Below are 16,801 nucleotides of genomic sequence, written 5' to 3' on the forward strand. Positions count from 1 at the left end.
AATGAGAGTTTTAGTCATTGGTGGCGATGGATATTGTGGGTGGGCAACAGCGCTCCACCTCTCGAATCGGGGACATGAGGTGGCCATTCTGGACAGCCTCGTTCGGCGGCATTGGGACAACGAGCTTTGCATCGACACCCTCACCCCGATCGCGCCCATCCAAACCCGGCTGAAGCGCTGGAAAGACCTGACAGGCAAAGCAATCGACCTGTTCGTGGGCGACCTGTGCAATTACGAATTTCTGAAAAATTCGATGCTCCAGTTCCAGCCCGACTCGATTGTTCACTTTGGCGAACAGCGGTCTGCTCCCTTCTCGATGATCGATCGGGAACACGCCGTGTTGACCCAGGTGAACAACGTCGTGGGCACGCTCAATCTGCTCTACGTGATGCGCGAGCATTTCCCCGATGCCCACCTCGTCAAGCTGGGCACGATGGGCGAATACGGCACGCCCAATATCGACATCGAAGAGGGCTACATCACCATTGAACACAACGGCCGCAAAGACACGCTGCCCTATCCCAAGCAGCCCGGTTCCTTCTATCACCTCAGCAAAGTGCATGACTCGCACAACATCCACTTTGCCTGCAAGATTTGGGGACTACGCGCCACCGACCTGAACCAGGGCATCGTCTACGGCGTGCTAACCGAAGAAACGGGCATGGACGAACTGCTGATCAACCGCCTCGACTATGACGGCGTATTTGGCACGGCGCTTAACCGCTTCTGCATCCAGGCGGCCATTGGGCATCCGCTGACGGTCTACGGCAAGGGCGGTCAAACTCGCGGGCTGCTCGACATTCGCGATACCGTGCGCTGTATCGAGATCGCCTGCAACAACCCGGCAGAACCCGGCGAGTTCCGCGTGTTCAACCAGTTCACCGAGCTATTTAGCGTTGGCGACTTGGCCAACATGGTGCAAAAGGCGGGCGAAGCGCTAGGGCTGAAGGTGCAGGTGGATCACCTGGAAAATCCCCGCGTTGAAAAGGAAGAACACTACTTCAACGCCAAGAACACCAAGCTGCTGGATTTGGGATTGCAGCCCCACTACCTGTCTGACTCGCTGCTCGACTCGTTGCTGAACTTCGCCATGAAGTATAAGCACCGTGTTGACGAGAAGGAGATTCTGCCGAAGGTGAAGTGGAAAGGGTAGGTTTCCGGATCAGGAGTCAGGAGTCAGATCCTCAGTAAACCCCAGTAAATCCTAGTTTCTGGCTTCTGAACCCTCTCCAAGTCAGCACTTTTTATTGCTCTCTACATCCCCCTTCCTAATTCCCTTTCCTATGCGTATTGCCCTCTTTACCGAAACGTTTTTGCCCAAAGTCGATGGCATCGTGACGCGCCTGAGCCACACGGTGGATCATCTCCAGCGGATGGGCGATCAGGTGCTGGTGTTTTCGCCGGAGGGCGGGCTGAGTGAGTATAAGGGGGCGCGGATCAACGGGATTCCGGGGTTTCCGCTGCCGCTGTATCCGGAGCTAAAGCTGGCGCTGCCCCGCCCGTCGATTCGGCGGGAACTGGAGCTATTCAAGCCGGATCTGATCCACATTGTGAATCCGGCAGTGCTGGGCGTGGGCGGGCTGTATTATGCCAAGTCGCTGGGGATTCCGCTGGTGGCTTCCTATCATACGCACCTGCCGAAGTATCTGGAGCATTATGGGCTGGGGATGCTGGAGGGGGTGCTGTGGGAAATCCTGAAGCTGATGCACAATCAGGCGGTGATTAACCTGGTGACTTCGACGGCAATGCAGGAGGCGCTGGAGAGCCACGGCGTGGAGCGAGTTCATGTCTGGCAGAAGGGCGTGGATGTGGAGCTATTTGACCCGTCGCTGGCCAGTGCAGACATGCGATCGCACTTGACTCAGGGACATCCCGACGCGCCGCTGCTGCTCTACGTGGGTCGCCTCTCGGCAGAGAAGGAAATTGATCGCATTAAGCCTGTGCTGGAGGCGATTCCCAATGCGCGGCTGGCGCTGGTGGGCGATGGGCCCTATCGCGCCGATCTGGAGAAAATCTTTGAAGGCACGCCGACGTTTTTTGCGGGCTACATGACGGGCAAGACCTTGGGATCGGCGTTTGCTTCGGCGGATGCGTTTATTTTCCCGTCGCGGACGGAGACGCTGGGGCTGGTGCTGCTGGAGGCGATGGCGGCGGGCTGCCCGGTGATTGCGGCGAATGCGGGCGGCATTCCCGACATTGTGACCGATGGCGTGAATGGCTACCTGTTTGATCCGGCGGATGACCGGGGGGCGATCGCCGCCACGCAGCGCCTCTTGAGCAACGCCGCCGAGCGGGATCAGCTTCGTCAAAACGCCCGCCAGGAGGCTGAGCGCTGGGGCTGGGCCGCAGCAACGCGACAGTTGCAGGGTTTCTATCAAACGATTTTGTCGCAGTCTATGCTGACGGCTGCGTGATAGTCAGGCAAGGGGGAACTCGTGCGCTCCTGAGTTGCGACGGTCGTGCCTGAGTGTGCGGGATGGGGTGCGCTGCCCCGAAGCGACCAGGGTTTCTTGACCCACTGCATCGCTCACGCGCCTCAAAAACGCTGTACCCTGGGGAATAATCCTTCGAGCCGTCTGAGAGACTCTATTGCGATCGCCCCCTGTGTTTTGCGCCGTGCCCTGGCTATCTGCCCCACTGTTTGCCCACCCACTGTTTGCCCAAGCGCCTGCGCCATCCGTCCCCAGCCCTACGCCAGTTTTGCCGCCGTTTGTGCCGCCCACGCCCGAACAGGCGATCGCCTTCCTGGGTACGCTGGCCCTGCTGGCGGGCTTGGCTGCGGCTCTCTACGGGCTGGTGTTTGTCGTGCTGCGGTCGGTTTTTCGCCGCCTCGACTTTGAACTGGGCATTGCCATTCTCAACTTGGCACGAATTCCGGCCCTAGTCATTCTAATTTTTGGGAGTCTGCGGCTGGCGCTGAACTTTTTAGCACCCAGCACGGCGCTGCTGTGGCTGGGGAGATTCTGCGCGGCCCTGCTGGTCGCCGCTTTCACCTTTTTGGTGGGGCAGTTGTTCACTCAGGCAGCGGTCTATTACCTGAAAGGCTTTGCCGAAAAAAGCGAAGCTGCCTGGGATGATGTCCTCATTCCAATTTTAGAAACCATCATTCCGCCCTTAATTTATGTGTTTGGGGCGTTCTTTTTCCTGCAAAGCTTGGGGATTGATTTAACGGGGCTTTGGGTTGCCTTTGGCGGTATTACATTTGTCCTGGGCTTTGCGCTCAAAGACATTCTGGCAAACTTTTTTAGCGGACTGGTGCTGCTCATCGATACGCCGTTTCAGTTTGGTGACATGGTGCGCTTGCCGGATGGTTCTACGGCTGTGATCAAGAAAGTAGGGCTGCGCGTGACGCATCTCTATGTGATTGATAATTACTGCGAAGTGTATATTCCTAATGCTGAGCTAGAAAAGCGAGATATTGTTAACTTGAGCCGCCCCACGCCGCACTATGCCTACTCGCTGGACGTGTCTGTGCGGGTCGATGCTGATCCCGTAGCGACAACCAACATCCTATCGGAAATTGTAAATGGGCATCCCGATATTCTGGGAGATTTAGATGAGAAACTGCGGTGTCTGGACTCCTTTTTTGGGCTGAAGCAGGCGGAAAATGGCGAGATTTCCAAGGTGGAGGCAGGTCGGCTGCGTCTGCTGGCCTATAAGACGCTGAATGATCAGCTTCAGCTTGTGGAATCGAAGCTAGAAGCGCTGATTGCCAATATCCGACTCTTAGAAAAAGGTGGACTCCGGAAAGACGAGTTGAGAAATTTGGCGGGTGATTTTCAGACGATTTTAAGTTTGTTTGGGCTGCGGCTGGTGGGCGATCGCCCTGAGAGAAATCGTCCTGAGAAAAAAGGGCGATCGCACCTCCAGGAAGAACCCGAAACGCTGCTTGCAAATACCACGATTGGACTGATTCGAGCGCTGTATCAAGCGTGGCTAAAAGACCCCGATCTTACACCGGAGGATGAACAACTCTTGCCGCAAGAATGGGAGCAAAAAATCGAAGTCCTGAAGCTGAAACTGGGTCGATTGCATCAAAAGCTCATGTCTTCTGGTCAGGACGAAACTCGATTAGATGACTATACCTATAGCTTTTTGACCTGGCTACGAGACAACTTTAAGGAATCGCAAACCATCTGGAAAGAACCCCAGGTTCGCATGACGGACATTCAGGGCAATGCGATGCAGTTTACCATTCGCTTTTACGTGGATAATATCAAGCTAGAACACTGGTTTCGCGGCAACCGAGTGACGAATGAAGTGCGGCGAGAAATCGTGCGGCGGCTGCGACAAGCCTATATCTTGCATCTGCTGTGATATCGATTGTGATATCAATTTTGGATTTGCGATTTTGGATTTTGGATTGCTAGTCAAGCGTTTGCAGGATTAGCGCTTGTAGAATTAGCGCTTGCAGACTGAGGCTGAATCGGTAACCGAATCGTGAAGCTGGTAAGGGCGTTGGCGCTTTCTACCTCAATCGAACCATGCAGATACTCTACCAACCGCTTGACCAGCGCCAGTCCTAGCCCAGTGCCGCCGCGATTCCACCGATCTACACTGACCACCCGATAGAACTTTTCAAACAGGCGCGGCAGTTCTTCGGCGGGCAAGTCAATTCCTGAGTTGCTCACCTGAACGTTCAGCATTCCATCCGCAACGTGGGCCGTTAGCGTGATTAGTTCATGGGGTGGAGTGTACTTGCAGGCGTTGTGCAGCAGTTCCATTAAGATGCGTTTGAACCCGTTCAGGTCGGTGGTGATGGACGGTAGGTTTTGCGGTAGGTTGACCTTCAAACGCTGGTGCTGTTCCTGAATGCGGGCCTCGAAGGGTTCAATGATCGACGGAAGCCAATAGTTGAGATCGACGTTTTCCAGTTCGATGGATTGCACGCCTGCTTCTAGGCGCTGCAAATCGAGTAAATCGTTGATCAGGTTTAGTTCCTGTGAGCATTCATCTTCCAGGATTTGCATATAGCGCGTGAGGCGTTCGTCCTGAATTTGGTGTTGTTCTAACAGCACTTCGACCATTTGGATTGCCATTTTGATATTGGTCATGGGCGATCGCAGTTCGTGAGACACGGTGCTGAGAAAGTCGTCTTTGATTTGATGTAGCTTTTCGAGTTCGGCGACTTGGGCTTGGGCGGTTTGGTACAGGTTGGATTGACGCAGGGCGATCGCCGTTTGCAGGCTAATTTGTTGCAGCAGCCGCAGTTCCCAGGCTCGCCAGTCGCGGGGGCCTGTGTTTTGATAAATGGCCAGCAGTCCCCAAAGCTGTTCGTCTAGGAAAATAGGGGCGATCGCATAGGCCCGCACCTGAAACTGGGCTAGGATTTCGACATGACAATCCGTGTGCCCAGCCTGATAAATATCGCTGACGGCAAAGGTTTCGCCGTTGCGATAGCGCCCGCCTTTGGTTTCCTGCAAGTGGGTATCTTCCCAAACGGTCTGCACGCCCTCTGCAACCAGGGGTGACCATTCCTCCCCCACCGACTCTGCCACAAACCGACCGCTCCAGTCGGGCGCAAACTGGTAAATCGTTACTCGATCGACCTGGAGCGTTTGTCGCGTTTCGTCCAGCACGGTTGCCAGAATTTCGTCTAGATCGAGCGATCGGTGGATGTTTTGCACAATTAGCCGCAGCAACCGCTCTTGTTCTGCCTGCTGCTGCAATGCCAGCGTGCGCTCCTGAACGCGCTGTTCTAGCTCCTGATTCAACTGTTGCAGGGCGGCTTCGGCTCGCTGCCGTTCTGAGAGTTCTAGCTGGGTCTGGCGATAGAGGTCGGCCTGCTGGAGGGCGATCGCCACTTGGTCTGCCAGGTGCTTTAAAAGCTGAATTTCCTCCGAGTGCCACTGTCGCGTTTGGCTACAGTGGTGAGCAATCAGCAAGCCCCAGAGATAGTTGGGCTGGATAATTGGCACGATCAGACTGGCTCGTACCTGAAACTGACGCAGAAACTCGGCATGGCAGGGCTGGATGCTGCCATCGTCAATATCGGCGATCGCCCAGGTGTGACCGTGAAAATACTGCTCGATGTAGTTTTCTTGAAAGCAGGGGTCGTAGATGTTTTGCCCTAGTAAGGGTTGCCAGCCATCGCCTACCGATTCCTGAACCACATAGCCATGACTTTGGAGACTGACCTGAAATAGGATCACGCGATCGGCTTGCAGGAGTTGGCGTACCTCGGTCACGGTTGCGGATAAAATTTCGTCCAAATCGAGCGATCGCCGAATGCGCTCTGTCACTGTCCGCATCAGTTGTTCTCGCTCTGCCGTTTGTCGCAGTTGAATTTCTGCCTGTCGCCGTTCCGCTCGAACCTGCGCTTCTCGAACCTCGCGGCGCACGGCTTCTGGCAATCGGGTCAGGTTTTCCTTCATCAGATAATCGTGCGCCCCGGCCTTCATCATGGCCACCGCCGCGATCTCGCCAATCGTGCCCGACACGACGATAAAGGGCAGATCGACTCCACTTTGCTGGAGGATGCTGAGGGCCGCAGGTGCATCGAACCCCGGCAGCCGATAGTCTGAAATCACCACATCCCAAGTGCGCGATGCTAGCGCTGCCCGAAACTGATCGGCCGTTTGCACGCGCTCCCAGACCACATTAAAGCCGTCTTGCCGCAGCGCCCGCAGCACTAGCAGCGCATCGTCTTTAGAATCTTCGACCATCAGCACAATCAGTGGCTCACTCATGCCAGCGAACTCCCAGGCAAACTTTCTGGGGGTGGCTCATTAATTAGCGCCCAATATAGCCCCAATTGGCGTACTGCTTCTGTAAATTGCTCAAACTCAACGGGCTTTCGCACGTAGCTATTGGCTCCCAGGCTGTAGCTTTCAATCATGTCGCGGTCTTCGCTGGAAGAGGTCAAGATCACCACGGGCAGGAGGTGTGTGCGTTCGTTAGCCCGAATTCGACGCAATACGTCCAAACCGTCAATTTTGGGCAGCTTCAGATCGAGCAGCACCACACAGGGCAGCAACTCCAGTCCAAACAGCAGGTTCAAGGCTTCTTCCCCGTTCCGAGCAATCAGGATCTCATTGCCTAGATTGCCCCGTCGGAGCGCTCGGAGCGTCAGGCGTTCGTCATCCGGATTGTCTTCGACAAGGAGGATAGGGCGCAGGGAACTCATAGATCAGATCTTGCCTCAAGTCTCGCCTCAAGCACGGGAATCGGAAGCGTGAAATAGATCGTGGCTCCTTGCTCGACGGCCGCCTCTGCCCAAACCCGGCCACCGTGGCGATGGATAATGCGCTGGACAGTCGCCAGCCCAATGCCCGTGCCGGGAAATTCAGTCATGTTGTGGAGACGCTGAAACACGCCAAACAGCATGGCGGAGTAGGCCATATCAAAGCCAGCCCCATCGTCTCGAACAAAGTAGACCGTCTGTTCGGGCTGCTGGAGGGTGCCAAACTCGACGCGGGCGGTGCTGTGGTGGCTGGTAAATTTCCAGGCATTTTGCAGCAAGTTGCTGAGGACGACGCGCATCAGGCAGGAATCGGCCCAGACGGTGACATCGGGCGCAATGATGCACTCGACCTGACGTTCGGGTTCGGCGGCCCGTAGCTCTTGCAGAAGCTCGTGGGCGATCGCACTCAGGTCAACAGTGGCATATCGCATTTCCAGCCGCGAAACGCGAGACAGGCTGAGCAGGTCGTCGATTAGCATTCCCATGCGCTGCACATTGTGCCGAATCTGGTTGAAATAATCCCTGCCCTCGTCGTTAAACTGATGACCATAATCCTCCAGCAGCGCCCTGCTAAAGCCGTCAATGGCGCGGAGGGGCGATCGCAGATCATGGGACACCGAATAGGCAAAGGCTTCTAGCTCTCGGTTAGAGGCTTCAAGCTGGGCCGATTTCTGCAATAGCTTGGCTTCGACCCGCTTGCGTTCGGTAATGTCGTAGTTGATGCCCGTCATCCGCAGTGGGTTGCCCTGAGCGTCTCGCTGCAACAGCGCATTGGCCTTGATCCAACGTAGCTCACCATCGGTGCGCCAGATGCGAAACTCTACGTCATACTCACATTCACCACGGATTGCAGCTTGCAATGCGGCTTCGGTTGGGGCCAAATCTTCGGGATAGAGGCGATCGCACCAGTCCTGATAGGTTGCAGACTGCCCCAGCGCTGGTAAATGCTGTAAGCCATAGATTTCATACATCCGATCATCCCAGAATGCCTCGTGAACCGTATCCCAATCCCAGGTGCCAATTTCTCCGGCTTTCAGCGCCAGCGTCAGGCGATCGGTCAACAGGCGGCGCTGTTCTTCGGCCTGCTTGCGTTCGGTAATGTCGAGGACGATACCCGTCAGCTTAATCAAGCGTCCCGTCGCGTCTAGCACGGCTTCGCCCTTGGACTGGACGTGCCCAATTGAGCCATCGCCCCGACAAATCCGAAATTCAACGTCATAAGGCTGATGGGTATCCATCAGCGTTTGCACGGTCTGGGTATAAAACTCGCGGTCGCTGGGGTAAACCAACTGCTGAAACGTTGCAAAGTCCTCAGGCGTTCCCAGCGCCAGATCGCGCCGAAAGATGTGAAATACCTGCTCCGACCAGGTGATTTGTTCCGTTTGAACGTCAAACTCCCAACTGCCGATGTTGCCGATCCGCTGGGCTGCTTGTAGATGCCCCTCGCTGATTCGCAGTTGAGCCTCGATGTGTTTGAGCTGGGTGATATCGACATGGCAGCCCACCATCCGCAGCAGTTCGCCCGACTCGCTCCACTCGATGCCCTGCCCCGCGCAGATTACCCAGACGATTGACCCATTCTTATGGCGATAGCGGACTTCGTTGTAATACGGCTCTGCCCCACGACTTTGAACATGCCGCTCCAGGCAGGCCTTTGCCGTTTGCAAATCTTCTGGCCAGATTTGCCGCTCCCAGTTGTCGAGCGTGTGAGGGATTTCGTCTTCGGCATAGCCCAGCATCCGCTTTAGTCCTGGACTCCAGTAGTTGGTTCCGTTGCGGAGGTCATAGTCCCAATAGCCCGCCAGCACCGAGTCGAGGACGGTTTCCAACAGCTTTAGCTCGGTCTGGAGCTTTTCGGTTTGCAGTCGGGCTGCTTCGGCTTGCTTGCGCTCGGTGATGTCTTGCCCGATGCCGATGCTGCGGCCATCCGACAGGCGAATTTGGGCCCAGGTGGTGTCTAAGAGGCGACCATCGCGCATTCGGCTTTTGAAATCTTGCCAGGTCGAATCAGCCGTCATGATATGACGAATCACCCGGTCATATTCTGCCGGGTCGGGGTAGCAATGTCTTAACACGTCAACGGTGGCGTATTCCTCTTTGCTCCAGCCGATGGTCTGCTCTATTGCGCGGTTAATCAGCAGAATGTCGCCTGTTGCTGAGTAGACTCCGACCATTACCGGGAGGTGGTCAAAGGTGGTTTGCAGGATCTCCTGCTGGTCGCGCAGTTCGGCTTCGGCAAGTTTGCGATCGCTGATATCAGTTACAAATCCTTCCAGCCATTGCAGGTTTCCGGTTTCATCGTAAATCCCCCGGCCGCGCTCCCAAACCCAGCGTTCATCGCCGGTTTTTGTCCGGATACGATATTCGCATTCGTAGGGCGTGCGATCGCCCACGGCTTGTTGCACCCGTTCCCAAACCCACTCTGCGTCATCGGGATGAATTTCCTGACCACAGGAAATCGAGCGCTCAACCAGATACTCCTCCTGGCGATAGCCCGTCACAGCGTCTACGCCTGCGCTGATGAAGATGGGCGTAAAGTTAGGGTCATTTTGCACGCGGTAGACATAGCCTGGCAAGTTGCTGATCAGCGTCGAAAGCTGCCGTTCGCTAGCGGCGAGGGCTTCTTCTGCTTGCTTGCGCTCGGTGATGTCTCTGGAAATGCAGAGGAGGGAGGTAATCTTCGCCGCTGATTCTCCGGCCTGCGGCTCGTCCCATTCCGGCGCAATGACCATTTCAAAGGCTCGGACTCCTTCTAGCGTTGGAGTCGAGAACTCGATGACCTGCTTTTCTCCTGTCGCCAGCAGGCGATTTACAGCGGATTCCCAGGTGTTCACCATTGTTTCATCCAGCCCCATCTCGCGGCAGCTTTTGCCCAGAAAAGCCTCGGTAGAAAGACCTGTGATGCGGGTTAAAGAAGGGCTGACATAGAGATGCCGCAGGTTTAGGTCAAACCGCTCGATAATGTCGGGTGAATTTTCGACCAAGTTGCGGAATTGTCGGCGGGATTCGTTCAGTGCGGCTTCGGCGTGCTTGCGTTCGGTGATGTCGGTAATGGAACCTGCCATGCGGGTCACGGTTCCTGCCTCATTTCGCAGCGCTTGCCCCCGCGATAGCACCCATTTATAAGTACCGTCTTTGCACTGCAATCGATGCTCTAGGGTATAAAAAAGAGCCTTGCCCTCCAAGTGCTCGTAGAATGCAGCCGTGACCGCAGGCAAATCATCCGGGTGAATCAGGCTCTCCCAGACTTTTGGGCTATCCATAAACTGGTCTGCATCAAAGCCCAGCATTTCTTTGCAGCGGTCAGAAAAAAAGACCTCACCCGTTTGAAAGTTCCAATCCCAAATGCCGTCGTTGGTGCCCTGCAAGGCAAGCTGCCAGCGTTCTTCACTGAGTTTTAGTGATTGCGTGCGATCGCGCACCAGGTCTTCCAGATTGGCTTTGGCGAGTTCGAGTTCGGTGCGGCTAGGCAGAGCTAGGGCTTCAGGAATCAGCGGAATCAGCTTGGTAGCAGTGGTTAGCGCCAAGATTGCATTAAACGCCTTGATGCCGCCCGATACCCAATAGTCGGGATGCCACAGCGTCCAGATCTCCATCACATGGCTCAGCCCACACACGCCAACAAAGGCGCTAAAGAGCTTAAACAGCCAGCCATAGGGCAGATCTTGCCGCTGCTGCACAAAGTAGAGCAGCGCTGCGGGAATGGCGAAGTAGGAAATTGCAGTCAGCCCATTCGACAGTCCGTGTAGCCACACCAGTCGAGGGTCCCATAGATAGCAGTGGCCATGGGGCACAAACGCTAAAACAGGTAAAGGAACTTTAAATACACCGGACAAGGCGTAAAGGCTTGAAAACATCTCTAGTGTTGATTCACTTGCTCTCATTTTCGCCCTAATGCATAAACTTGGCTGTATTTCCATCGGCGATCGCCCGAAACAGCATCCGCCAAAATGCGGAATGCCCCTGCGACGGTGAAATCACGAGGGGCATTTGGGGAGTTTGGGATTGAGAGTGAAGGGGCGGTTCGCCGAAATGGGGGCTTAGAAATGGGGGCTTAGAATATGGAGGCTTAGGGCAGCGACTCGGCAATGGCGCGGTGGGCAGCAGAGCGCTGGGCCAGCTTGGCGGATACGTCGGGATTGTAGAGCCGCAGATAGTTCCAGTAGTTGGAGAAGACGGCTTCAACGTAGCCCTTGGTTTCGGGGTAGGGAATTTGCTCAACAAATAGGTCGGGGTCGCTGTAGCCAAAGCGCTCGATCCACTGGGCGATCGCCCCTGGGCCGGCATTGTAGCTGGCCACGGCAAACAGCGAGTTGTCGCTGTAGGTTTCGTGGGTGTAGTTGAGATACCAGGTGCCCAGCTTGATATTATCGTCGGGGTTTTCCAGATCATACTGCGGCTGGTTGAGCTTGCTGGCCACCCAGCTCGCGGTTTCTGGCATCAGCTGCATCAGCCCCTTGGCTCCGGCGGAGGACACGATCTTGCGCTCAAAGCGCGACTCCTGGCGGATGAGCGCCGTCACCAAGAGCGGATTTAGCCGCATGGTTTGCGACCACTGCTGAATCGGCTCGGCAAACTGGAACGGAAAGAGCGATCGCCAATAGTCGCCCTGCTGTCGGATTGCCTGGATCTGGGGCTGTACCTCTGGCTCGGTGCGGCGCACCAGGCTGGAGATCTGAAAAATGCCCTCCAGGTTGTCGCCCACGCCCAGCCGGATCAGCCCGTCGGTAAATTGCTCCTCCACCGTTGGCGACTGGCGATTGGTAAATTCCGTTTGCCACAGTGCCCAAGCATCCTGATACTGACCCAGTTGATAGAGTTCCTTGAGCGTGTCGGAGCCAGCTAGCGGCATCGGGTGCATGGCGGGCAGTGCGATAGGCGGCAGCTTTTGTCGCACGGTGGTAAAGTCGCCCACATCCCAGCCCAGCATCGTCGCCGATCGCCAGGCGTAGTAAGACTCTGGATAGCGGCTGAGGACATATTCGTAGGCCTGGGAGGCTTCCTGGGCCTGTCCTAGCCGTTGCGCCCACTTGCCCACCCAGAAGGCGGCCTCGGCGGCGAGGGGGCTGTCGGGATTTTCCTGGGCCACCTGTCGCGCCAGAGTCCACGCGCCCTGGATATCACCTTGGGCAGCCTTCTCTTCGGCCAGCATCCAGCGCAGTTCGGCGGCGGCATCGGTCTTGCTGTGGCTTTCTAGGAGCATTTGGGCAACCTGGGCCGTCAGCGTTGCTTGGGCCGCGTCGGGCTTGACCAGTTTGTATTTCTCTAGCAGCGCGTCGCCTGCCCGGTCGGGATACTGGCTGATCACTTGGTCGAGATAGGTGAGCTTTGCTGCGCGATCGCGCCCCAACTGGGCCAGGCGCAGCAGCGAGGTGGGGGCTTCGGGCGAGTCGGGAAACTCGGCAACGACTTTGTTGTAGGCGGTGACTGCGGTATCGCGGCGGCCCGCAAGCTGTGCGCCCCGTCCTTCTCGGTAGGCGTTGAGCGGCGTGCGGGGGGCTTTGGCATAGGCTTTGCCCGCTTCGCCATAGCGCTGTTTTTCCCAGTTCAGAAAGGCGATCGCCTCCCAGTCTTCAGGCTTTAGCGTGTCGGCGTAGTCTTTGGTCAGACGGTCAAGATATTCACCGACTTCTGGCAAATAGTGGCCGTAGCGGGCAATTTGCAGCAGCAGTTCGGGCTGCTTGGGGTCTTGTTTGAGCAGCGCTTGGGCAATTTCGAGCGATCGCGGATGTGCCGGAAAGCGGGCGATCGCCGTTTGCCAATAGCTAGGGTCTGCTTTGCCCAGCTTATAAAGCGCTTCCACCGAGGCGGGCTTCTTTGCAAAGCGATTTGCGAGTTCTTTCCAGGCTTCCGTTGCCTGTTCGGTTTCCCCTGCGGCAGCATGGGCCTGGGCCCGTCGCTTCAGCGCATAGGCCGCCAGCGTCGAGTAATCCTTATCCAGCTTTTCCAGGAAGGGAACCGCAGCGGCGGCCTGTCCCTGCTGAATCAGGTCGCTGGCCAGCAAAAACCGTGCCCGTTTTTGCTCATCGGATCGTTTGCCCTGAGCCAGCAGTTGCAGTTGGGCGGCTCGCTGCTGGGGAGGCTGCGTCGCTAGGGAAAACACGGCCGATTGCGGCGTTTCGGGAATCGCCAGCGTTTCTTCTCCAGTCGGGTTCTGTGCTGAATTGGAGGATGCTTGGGGCCAAAGTCGCGTCGCGGCGGCACCCAGCAGCAGCACAGTCAATCCCGTGCCGATGGATAGCCATAGGGCATTTGCAGTTCGCTTCCGTTTCATCTTGCGGAGAATCGCTCTAGGGGAGTGGGCAGGGGGCTGTCTCCGCGCCGTCTTGTTTAGCGGAGTCTTGAGCGATGGTAACCGCTTTGGAGGGGAACTTGCCACCGGGCGAGGCGCAGGACGACGACCCGGCGATGGGTGAGACGGCTGAGGCGGTTTGGGAACGGGCGATTTTCCGGGGCGGGCGGGCGGACGTTTACCAGCAGAGCGAGAGGAGGGCGATCGCATAACAAAACCCTGGAGATGCTGAGAGCGCAATCTTTTCACGAAACTTATAGCTCAAAATCCCAGAATCCGGCCCGCTTTTCTCAAAATTCAGGATTTCTACTGATGACGCTCCAAAGACACTGTGCCCACCACCCTCTTCCCTCTTCGTTCTTCGTTCTTCGTTCTTCCCTCTTCGTTCTTCGTTCTTCCCCCTTCCCCCTTCCCCCTCAATCTCCCCCTCCTCCCTGTCGAATCGGAATTTCAATCCGAAACATCGCCCCCTGCCCCGGTTCGGAAATGCACTCCAGAATGCCGCCGTGGCGTTCGGTGACAATCTGGTAGCTGATGGACATGCCGAGGCCCGTACCTTTGCCGACGGGCTTGGTAGTAAAGAAGGGGTCGAACAGGCGCTTCTGAACCGATTCGGGGATGCCAGGGCCGTTGTCAATCAGGTAGATGGCAACGCGATTGGGCACGATGTATTCTGTGCGGATGGTGATGCGGGGGGAATCGGAGCCATTCCTGCCGGGATCGCTTTGCGAAGCGCCCCAGTTTCCTTTTTCCAGCGCCTCGTCAAGCGCGTCGATGGCGTTGCTGAGGATGTTCATAAACACCTGATTCAGCGAACTGGCGTAGCACTCCACCTCGGGCAGCGAGCCATATTCCCGCACCACTTCGATGGCAGGCTGACCTGGCTTGCCCTTGAGCCGATTCTGCAAAATCATCAGCGTGTTGTCGATGCCCTCATGCAAATCGACGGCTTTGAATTCCGCCTCATCCATGCGCGAGAAGTTGCGGAGCGACATGACGATTTTCTGAATGCGCTCTGCCCCAACGCGCATTGACTTCAGCAGCTTGGGCATATCGTCTAGCAAGAAGTCCAGATCCACATCGCCCAACACGTCCTGAATTTCTGGCAGGGGTTGGGGATAGTGCTGCTGATAGAGGCGCACAATTTGCAGCAAGTCTTCGGTATATTCGTTGGCGTAGTTGAGGTTGCCGTAGATAAAGTTCACCGGGTTGTTGATTTCGTGCGCCACGCCTGCCACCAGTTGCCCCAGCGACGACATCTTTTCGCTTTGAATCAGTTGCGATTGGGTGCGCTGGAGTTCCCAAAGTGTGTTTCGCAATTCGTCAGTTTGTTGGCGCAGTTGGGCTTCGGACTGCTGGAGGGCTTCTTCGGCAAATTTGCGATCGCTGATGTCAAAGCGAATGGCCAGATACTTTTGTACGCGCCCATCCTGGTCGAGCTCGGGCACGATGGTGGTAGATACCCAATAAAAATGACCCGCCTTGGCGCGATTTTTCACCTCGCCGCGCCACACCTTGCCGCTGCGAATCGTCGCCCACATGTCCCGGAAAAACTCTGGTGGATGATAGCCAGAGTTGATGATGCGGTGGGTTTTGCCGATGAGTTCTGCCTCGCTGTAGCCCGAAATTTCGCAGAGTTTGTCGTTGACGTAGGTAATCACGCCCTGCGAGTCGGTGATGGCAATCAGGGCAGCCTGATCCATTGCGAACTGGCGAAACTGGAGTTCCTTCAGCGTTTTCAGTAGGGAGTGTTCGGTTTGCTCTCGGACAAATACGGCCCGTTGTAGTTCATCGACGGTTTCCTGGAGTTCGGCGGTGCGCTCCTCCACGCGAAACTCTAACTCTTCCTTCGCCTGGCGCAGGGCTTCTTCGGCGTGGCGGCGATCGCTCACCTCCATCGAGATGCCCGTCGTGCCGATGACCTGGCCTGCCTCGTCATACATCGGCGTTTTAGTGGTGTTGAACCAGCGTATGGTGCCGTCTGGCAAGGGAAGCTGTTCTTCTAGCGAGAAGATCTGACCCGTGTTCATCACGGCCTGGTCTTCATCCTGGAACATTTGTGCCTTGTCGGTCGGCCAGAGATCAAAATCGGTTTTGCCAATCAGGGCTTCCGGGGCAATCCCTACCGACTCGGCAAAGGACTGGTTCACCACCACATGTCGTCCCTGGCAATCCTTTAGCCAGATGCGATGGGGAATGTTGTCTAGTACCGATTTGAACAGGTGTTTTTGGCGGCGCAGTTCTTCCTCGGCCTGCCTGCGATCGGTGACATCGCGAAACGTGCCGACGGCTTTGAGCGGGATGCCGGTTTCGTCGTGAATGGTGACACCGATATCGCGATACCAGCGGCATTCGCCCGTGCGGGTAAACATGCGGTATTCCACGTCGTAGGGCGTTTGCCCTGTGGGGTCCTGGATGTGGGCTAGCAGGGCGGCGGTGACCCACTCAGCATCGTCGGGATGGATGCGATCGCTCCAACTGTCTACCCGGTCAGGAAACTCTGCGGCCGTCCGAAAGCCCAACAGTTCCCGAAACTTGGGCGACCACCAGACGGGATTATCGGGATGGTTTAAGTCGCCATTGATCAGCCCAATTTCCCAAAGCCCCTCGTTGGTGGCCTGGTTGGCCAGATCAAATCGGGCGATCGCCGCCTCTAGCTCTGCCTCTCGCCACTTCAGCCCGGTGATGTCTTGAATCGTGCAAACCAGATAGCAGTTACCCAGCGCGTCCTGAATCCGCGTTTTCTTGGCCAGCACGATTTTATTCGCGCCGGTGGCATCGGTCATCGACTCTTCATGAACCTGCGCCTCTCCGCTTTGCAGCACCAGCCGATCGGCGGCTTGGAACTCCGCTGCCTCATGGGGCAAGAATAGGTCTTGATCGGATTTGCCCAGAAGTTGCTCTCGCGTTAGCCCCGTAAGCTGGCAAAATGCGTCGTTGAAGTATAAGTAGCGATGCTGATCGTCTTTGACAAAAATGGGGTCGGTAATGCCCTCCAGCACCGCGCTCAAAAATCCCTGGGCGCTGCCCAAGGCTGCTGCCACAGTAAGCGGGTCGATCGAGCCAGCCGTGCCAACGGGGCGATCGCCCGTGGGAGTTCGTTCAGACAACGAGGGTTGAGATGATGGTTTAGCGAACGATGGATCAGACAGCAATTGGGAAGAAAGAGCCTCGTCTGGAGACATAGGTTCAATGAAGGTTCAATAAACTGACTCGGTGAACGCTACAGCATTTTGGGGTGGGATGAAGTCGCGCTGAATTATCCAACATGAGATCCAAATAGAGTGACTCAGCCCCAATTTTTCGCCAGAGTTTTGTCAGAATTT

Annotated in this window: 9 protein-coding genes; 4 read left to right on the forward strand and 5 right to left on the reverse strand. The window is 56.3% G+C overall.

Annotated elements, in window-relative coordinates:
• Nucleotide 1: 1 nt before the first annotated feature.
• From HNI00_RS12930 to HNI00_RS12940, 3 genes are all read left to right on the forward strand, one after another.
• Nucleotides 2–1,153 (forward strand): NAD-dependent epimerase/dehydratase family protein, encoded by a 1,152-nt coding sequence (locus HNI00_RS12930; protein ID WP_172354430.1) that lies wholly within the window; start codon nucleotides 2–4, stop codon nucleotides 1,151–1,153.
• A gap of 130 nt (nucleotides 1,154–1,283) precedes the next feature.
• Nucleotides 1,284–2,414, forward strand: a complete 1,131-nt coding sequence (locus tag HNI00_RS12935) for a glycosyltransferase family 4 protein (RefSeq protein ID WP_316786761.1) — start codon at nucleotides 1,284–1,286, stop codon at nucleotides 2,412–2,414.
• Between the two features lie 202 nt (nucleotides 2,415–2,616).
• A complete protein-coding gene (locus HNI00_RS12940) occupies nucleotides 2,617–4,317 on the forward strand; it encodes a mechanosensitive ion channel family protein (protein WP_316786763.1) in 1,701 nt (566 codons plus the stop codon).
• Between the two features lie 53 nt (nucleotides 4,318–4,370).
• Here HNI00_RS12940 and HNI00_RS12945 read toward each other — a convergent pair whose 3' ends face one another.
• The 4 genes from HNI00_RS12945 to HNI00_RS12960 all read right to left on the reverse strand — a co-directional run bounded on the left by HNI00_RS12945 (nucleotide 4,371) and on the right by HNI00_RS12960 (nucleotide 13,457).
• Entirely contained in the window at nucleotides 4,371–6,689 is a 2,319-nt protein-coding gene (locus HNI00_RS12945) for a GAF domain-containing protein (protein ID WP_316786766.1), read from the reverse strand.
• The gene (locus HNI00_RS12950; protein WP_316786768.1) at nucleotides 6,686–7,126 is read right to left on the reverse strand and encodes a response regulator; all 441 of its coding nucleotides are present in this window, start codon (nucleotides 7,124–7,126) and stop codon (nucleotides 6,686–6,688) included. The genes HNI00_RS12945 and HNI00_RS12950 overlap by 4 nt, the downstream gene beginning before the upstream one ends.
• Entirely contained in the window at nucleotides 7,123–10,977 is a 3,855-nt protein-coding gene (locus HNI00_RS12955; RefSeq protein WP_316786770.1) for a PAS domain-containing protein, read from the reverse strand. Before HNI00_RS12955 ends, HNI00_RS12950 begins: the two co-directional genes overlap by 4 nt.
• Before the next feature lie 275 nt (nucleotides 10,978–11,252).
• Nucleotides 11,253–13,457 (reverse strand): lytic transglycosylase domain-containing protein, encoded by a 2,205-nt coding sequence (locus tag HNI00_RS12960; RefSeq protein WP_316786772.1) that lies wholly within the window; start codon nucleotides 13,455–13,457, stop codon nucleotides 11,253–11,255.
• Nucleotides 13,458–13,531: 74 nt separating this feature from the next.
• On the opposite strand from HNI00_RS12960, the gene HNI00_RS12965 reads away from it, so the two are divergent.
• Entirely contained in the window at nucleotides 13,532–13,687 is a 156-nt protein-coding gene (locus HNI00_RS12965) for a hypothetical protein (protein WP_316786774.1), read from the forward strand.
• A 204-nt stretch (nucleotides 13,688–13,891) separates the two neighbouring features.
• On the opposite strand, the gene HNI00_RS12970 is transcribed toward HNI00_RS12965, so the two are convergent.
• Entirely contained in the window at nucleotides 13,892–16,585 is a 2,694-nt protein-coding gene (locus tag HNI00_RS12970) for a PAS domain-containing sensor histidine kinase (protein ID WP_316786777.1), read from the reverse strand.
• Nucleotides 16,586–16,801 lie beyond the last annotated feature (216 nt).

The sequence above is a fragment of the Thermoleptolyngbya oregonensis NK1-22 genome (assembly GCF_032705245.1).
GTDB lineage: Bacteria > Cyanobacteriota > Cyanobacteriia > Elainellales > Elainellaceae > Thermoleptolyngbya > Thermoleptolyngbya sichuanensis.

Excerpts from the sequence above, each read along its gene's own strand:
- HNI00_RS12935 (WP_316786761.1), top strand. The coding sequence starts at position 1,284 with ATGCGTATTGCCCTCTTTACCGAAACGTTTTTGCCCAAAGTCGATGGC.
- HNI00_RS12960 (WP_316786772.1), bottom strand. The coding sequence starts at position 13,457 with ATGAAACGGAAGCGAACTGCAAATGCCCTATGGCTATCCATCGGCACG.
- HNI00_RS12930 (WP_172354430.1), top strand. The coding sequence starts at position 2 with ATGAGAGTTTTAGTCATTGGTGGCGATGGATATTGTGGGTGGGCAACA.
- HNI00_RS12950 (WP_316786768.1), bottom strand. The coding sequence starts at position 7,126 with ATGAGTTCCCTGCGCCCTATCCTCCTTGTCGAAGACAATCCGGATGAC.
- HNI00_RS12965 (WP_316786774.1), top strand. The coding sequence starts at position 13,532 with ATGGTAACCGCTTTGGAGGGGAACTTGCCACCGGGCGAGGCGCAGGAC.
- HNI00_RS12945 (WP_316786766.1), bottom strand. The coding sequence starts at position 6,689 with ATGAGTGAGCCACTGATTGTGCTGATGGTCGAAGATTCTAAAGACGAT.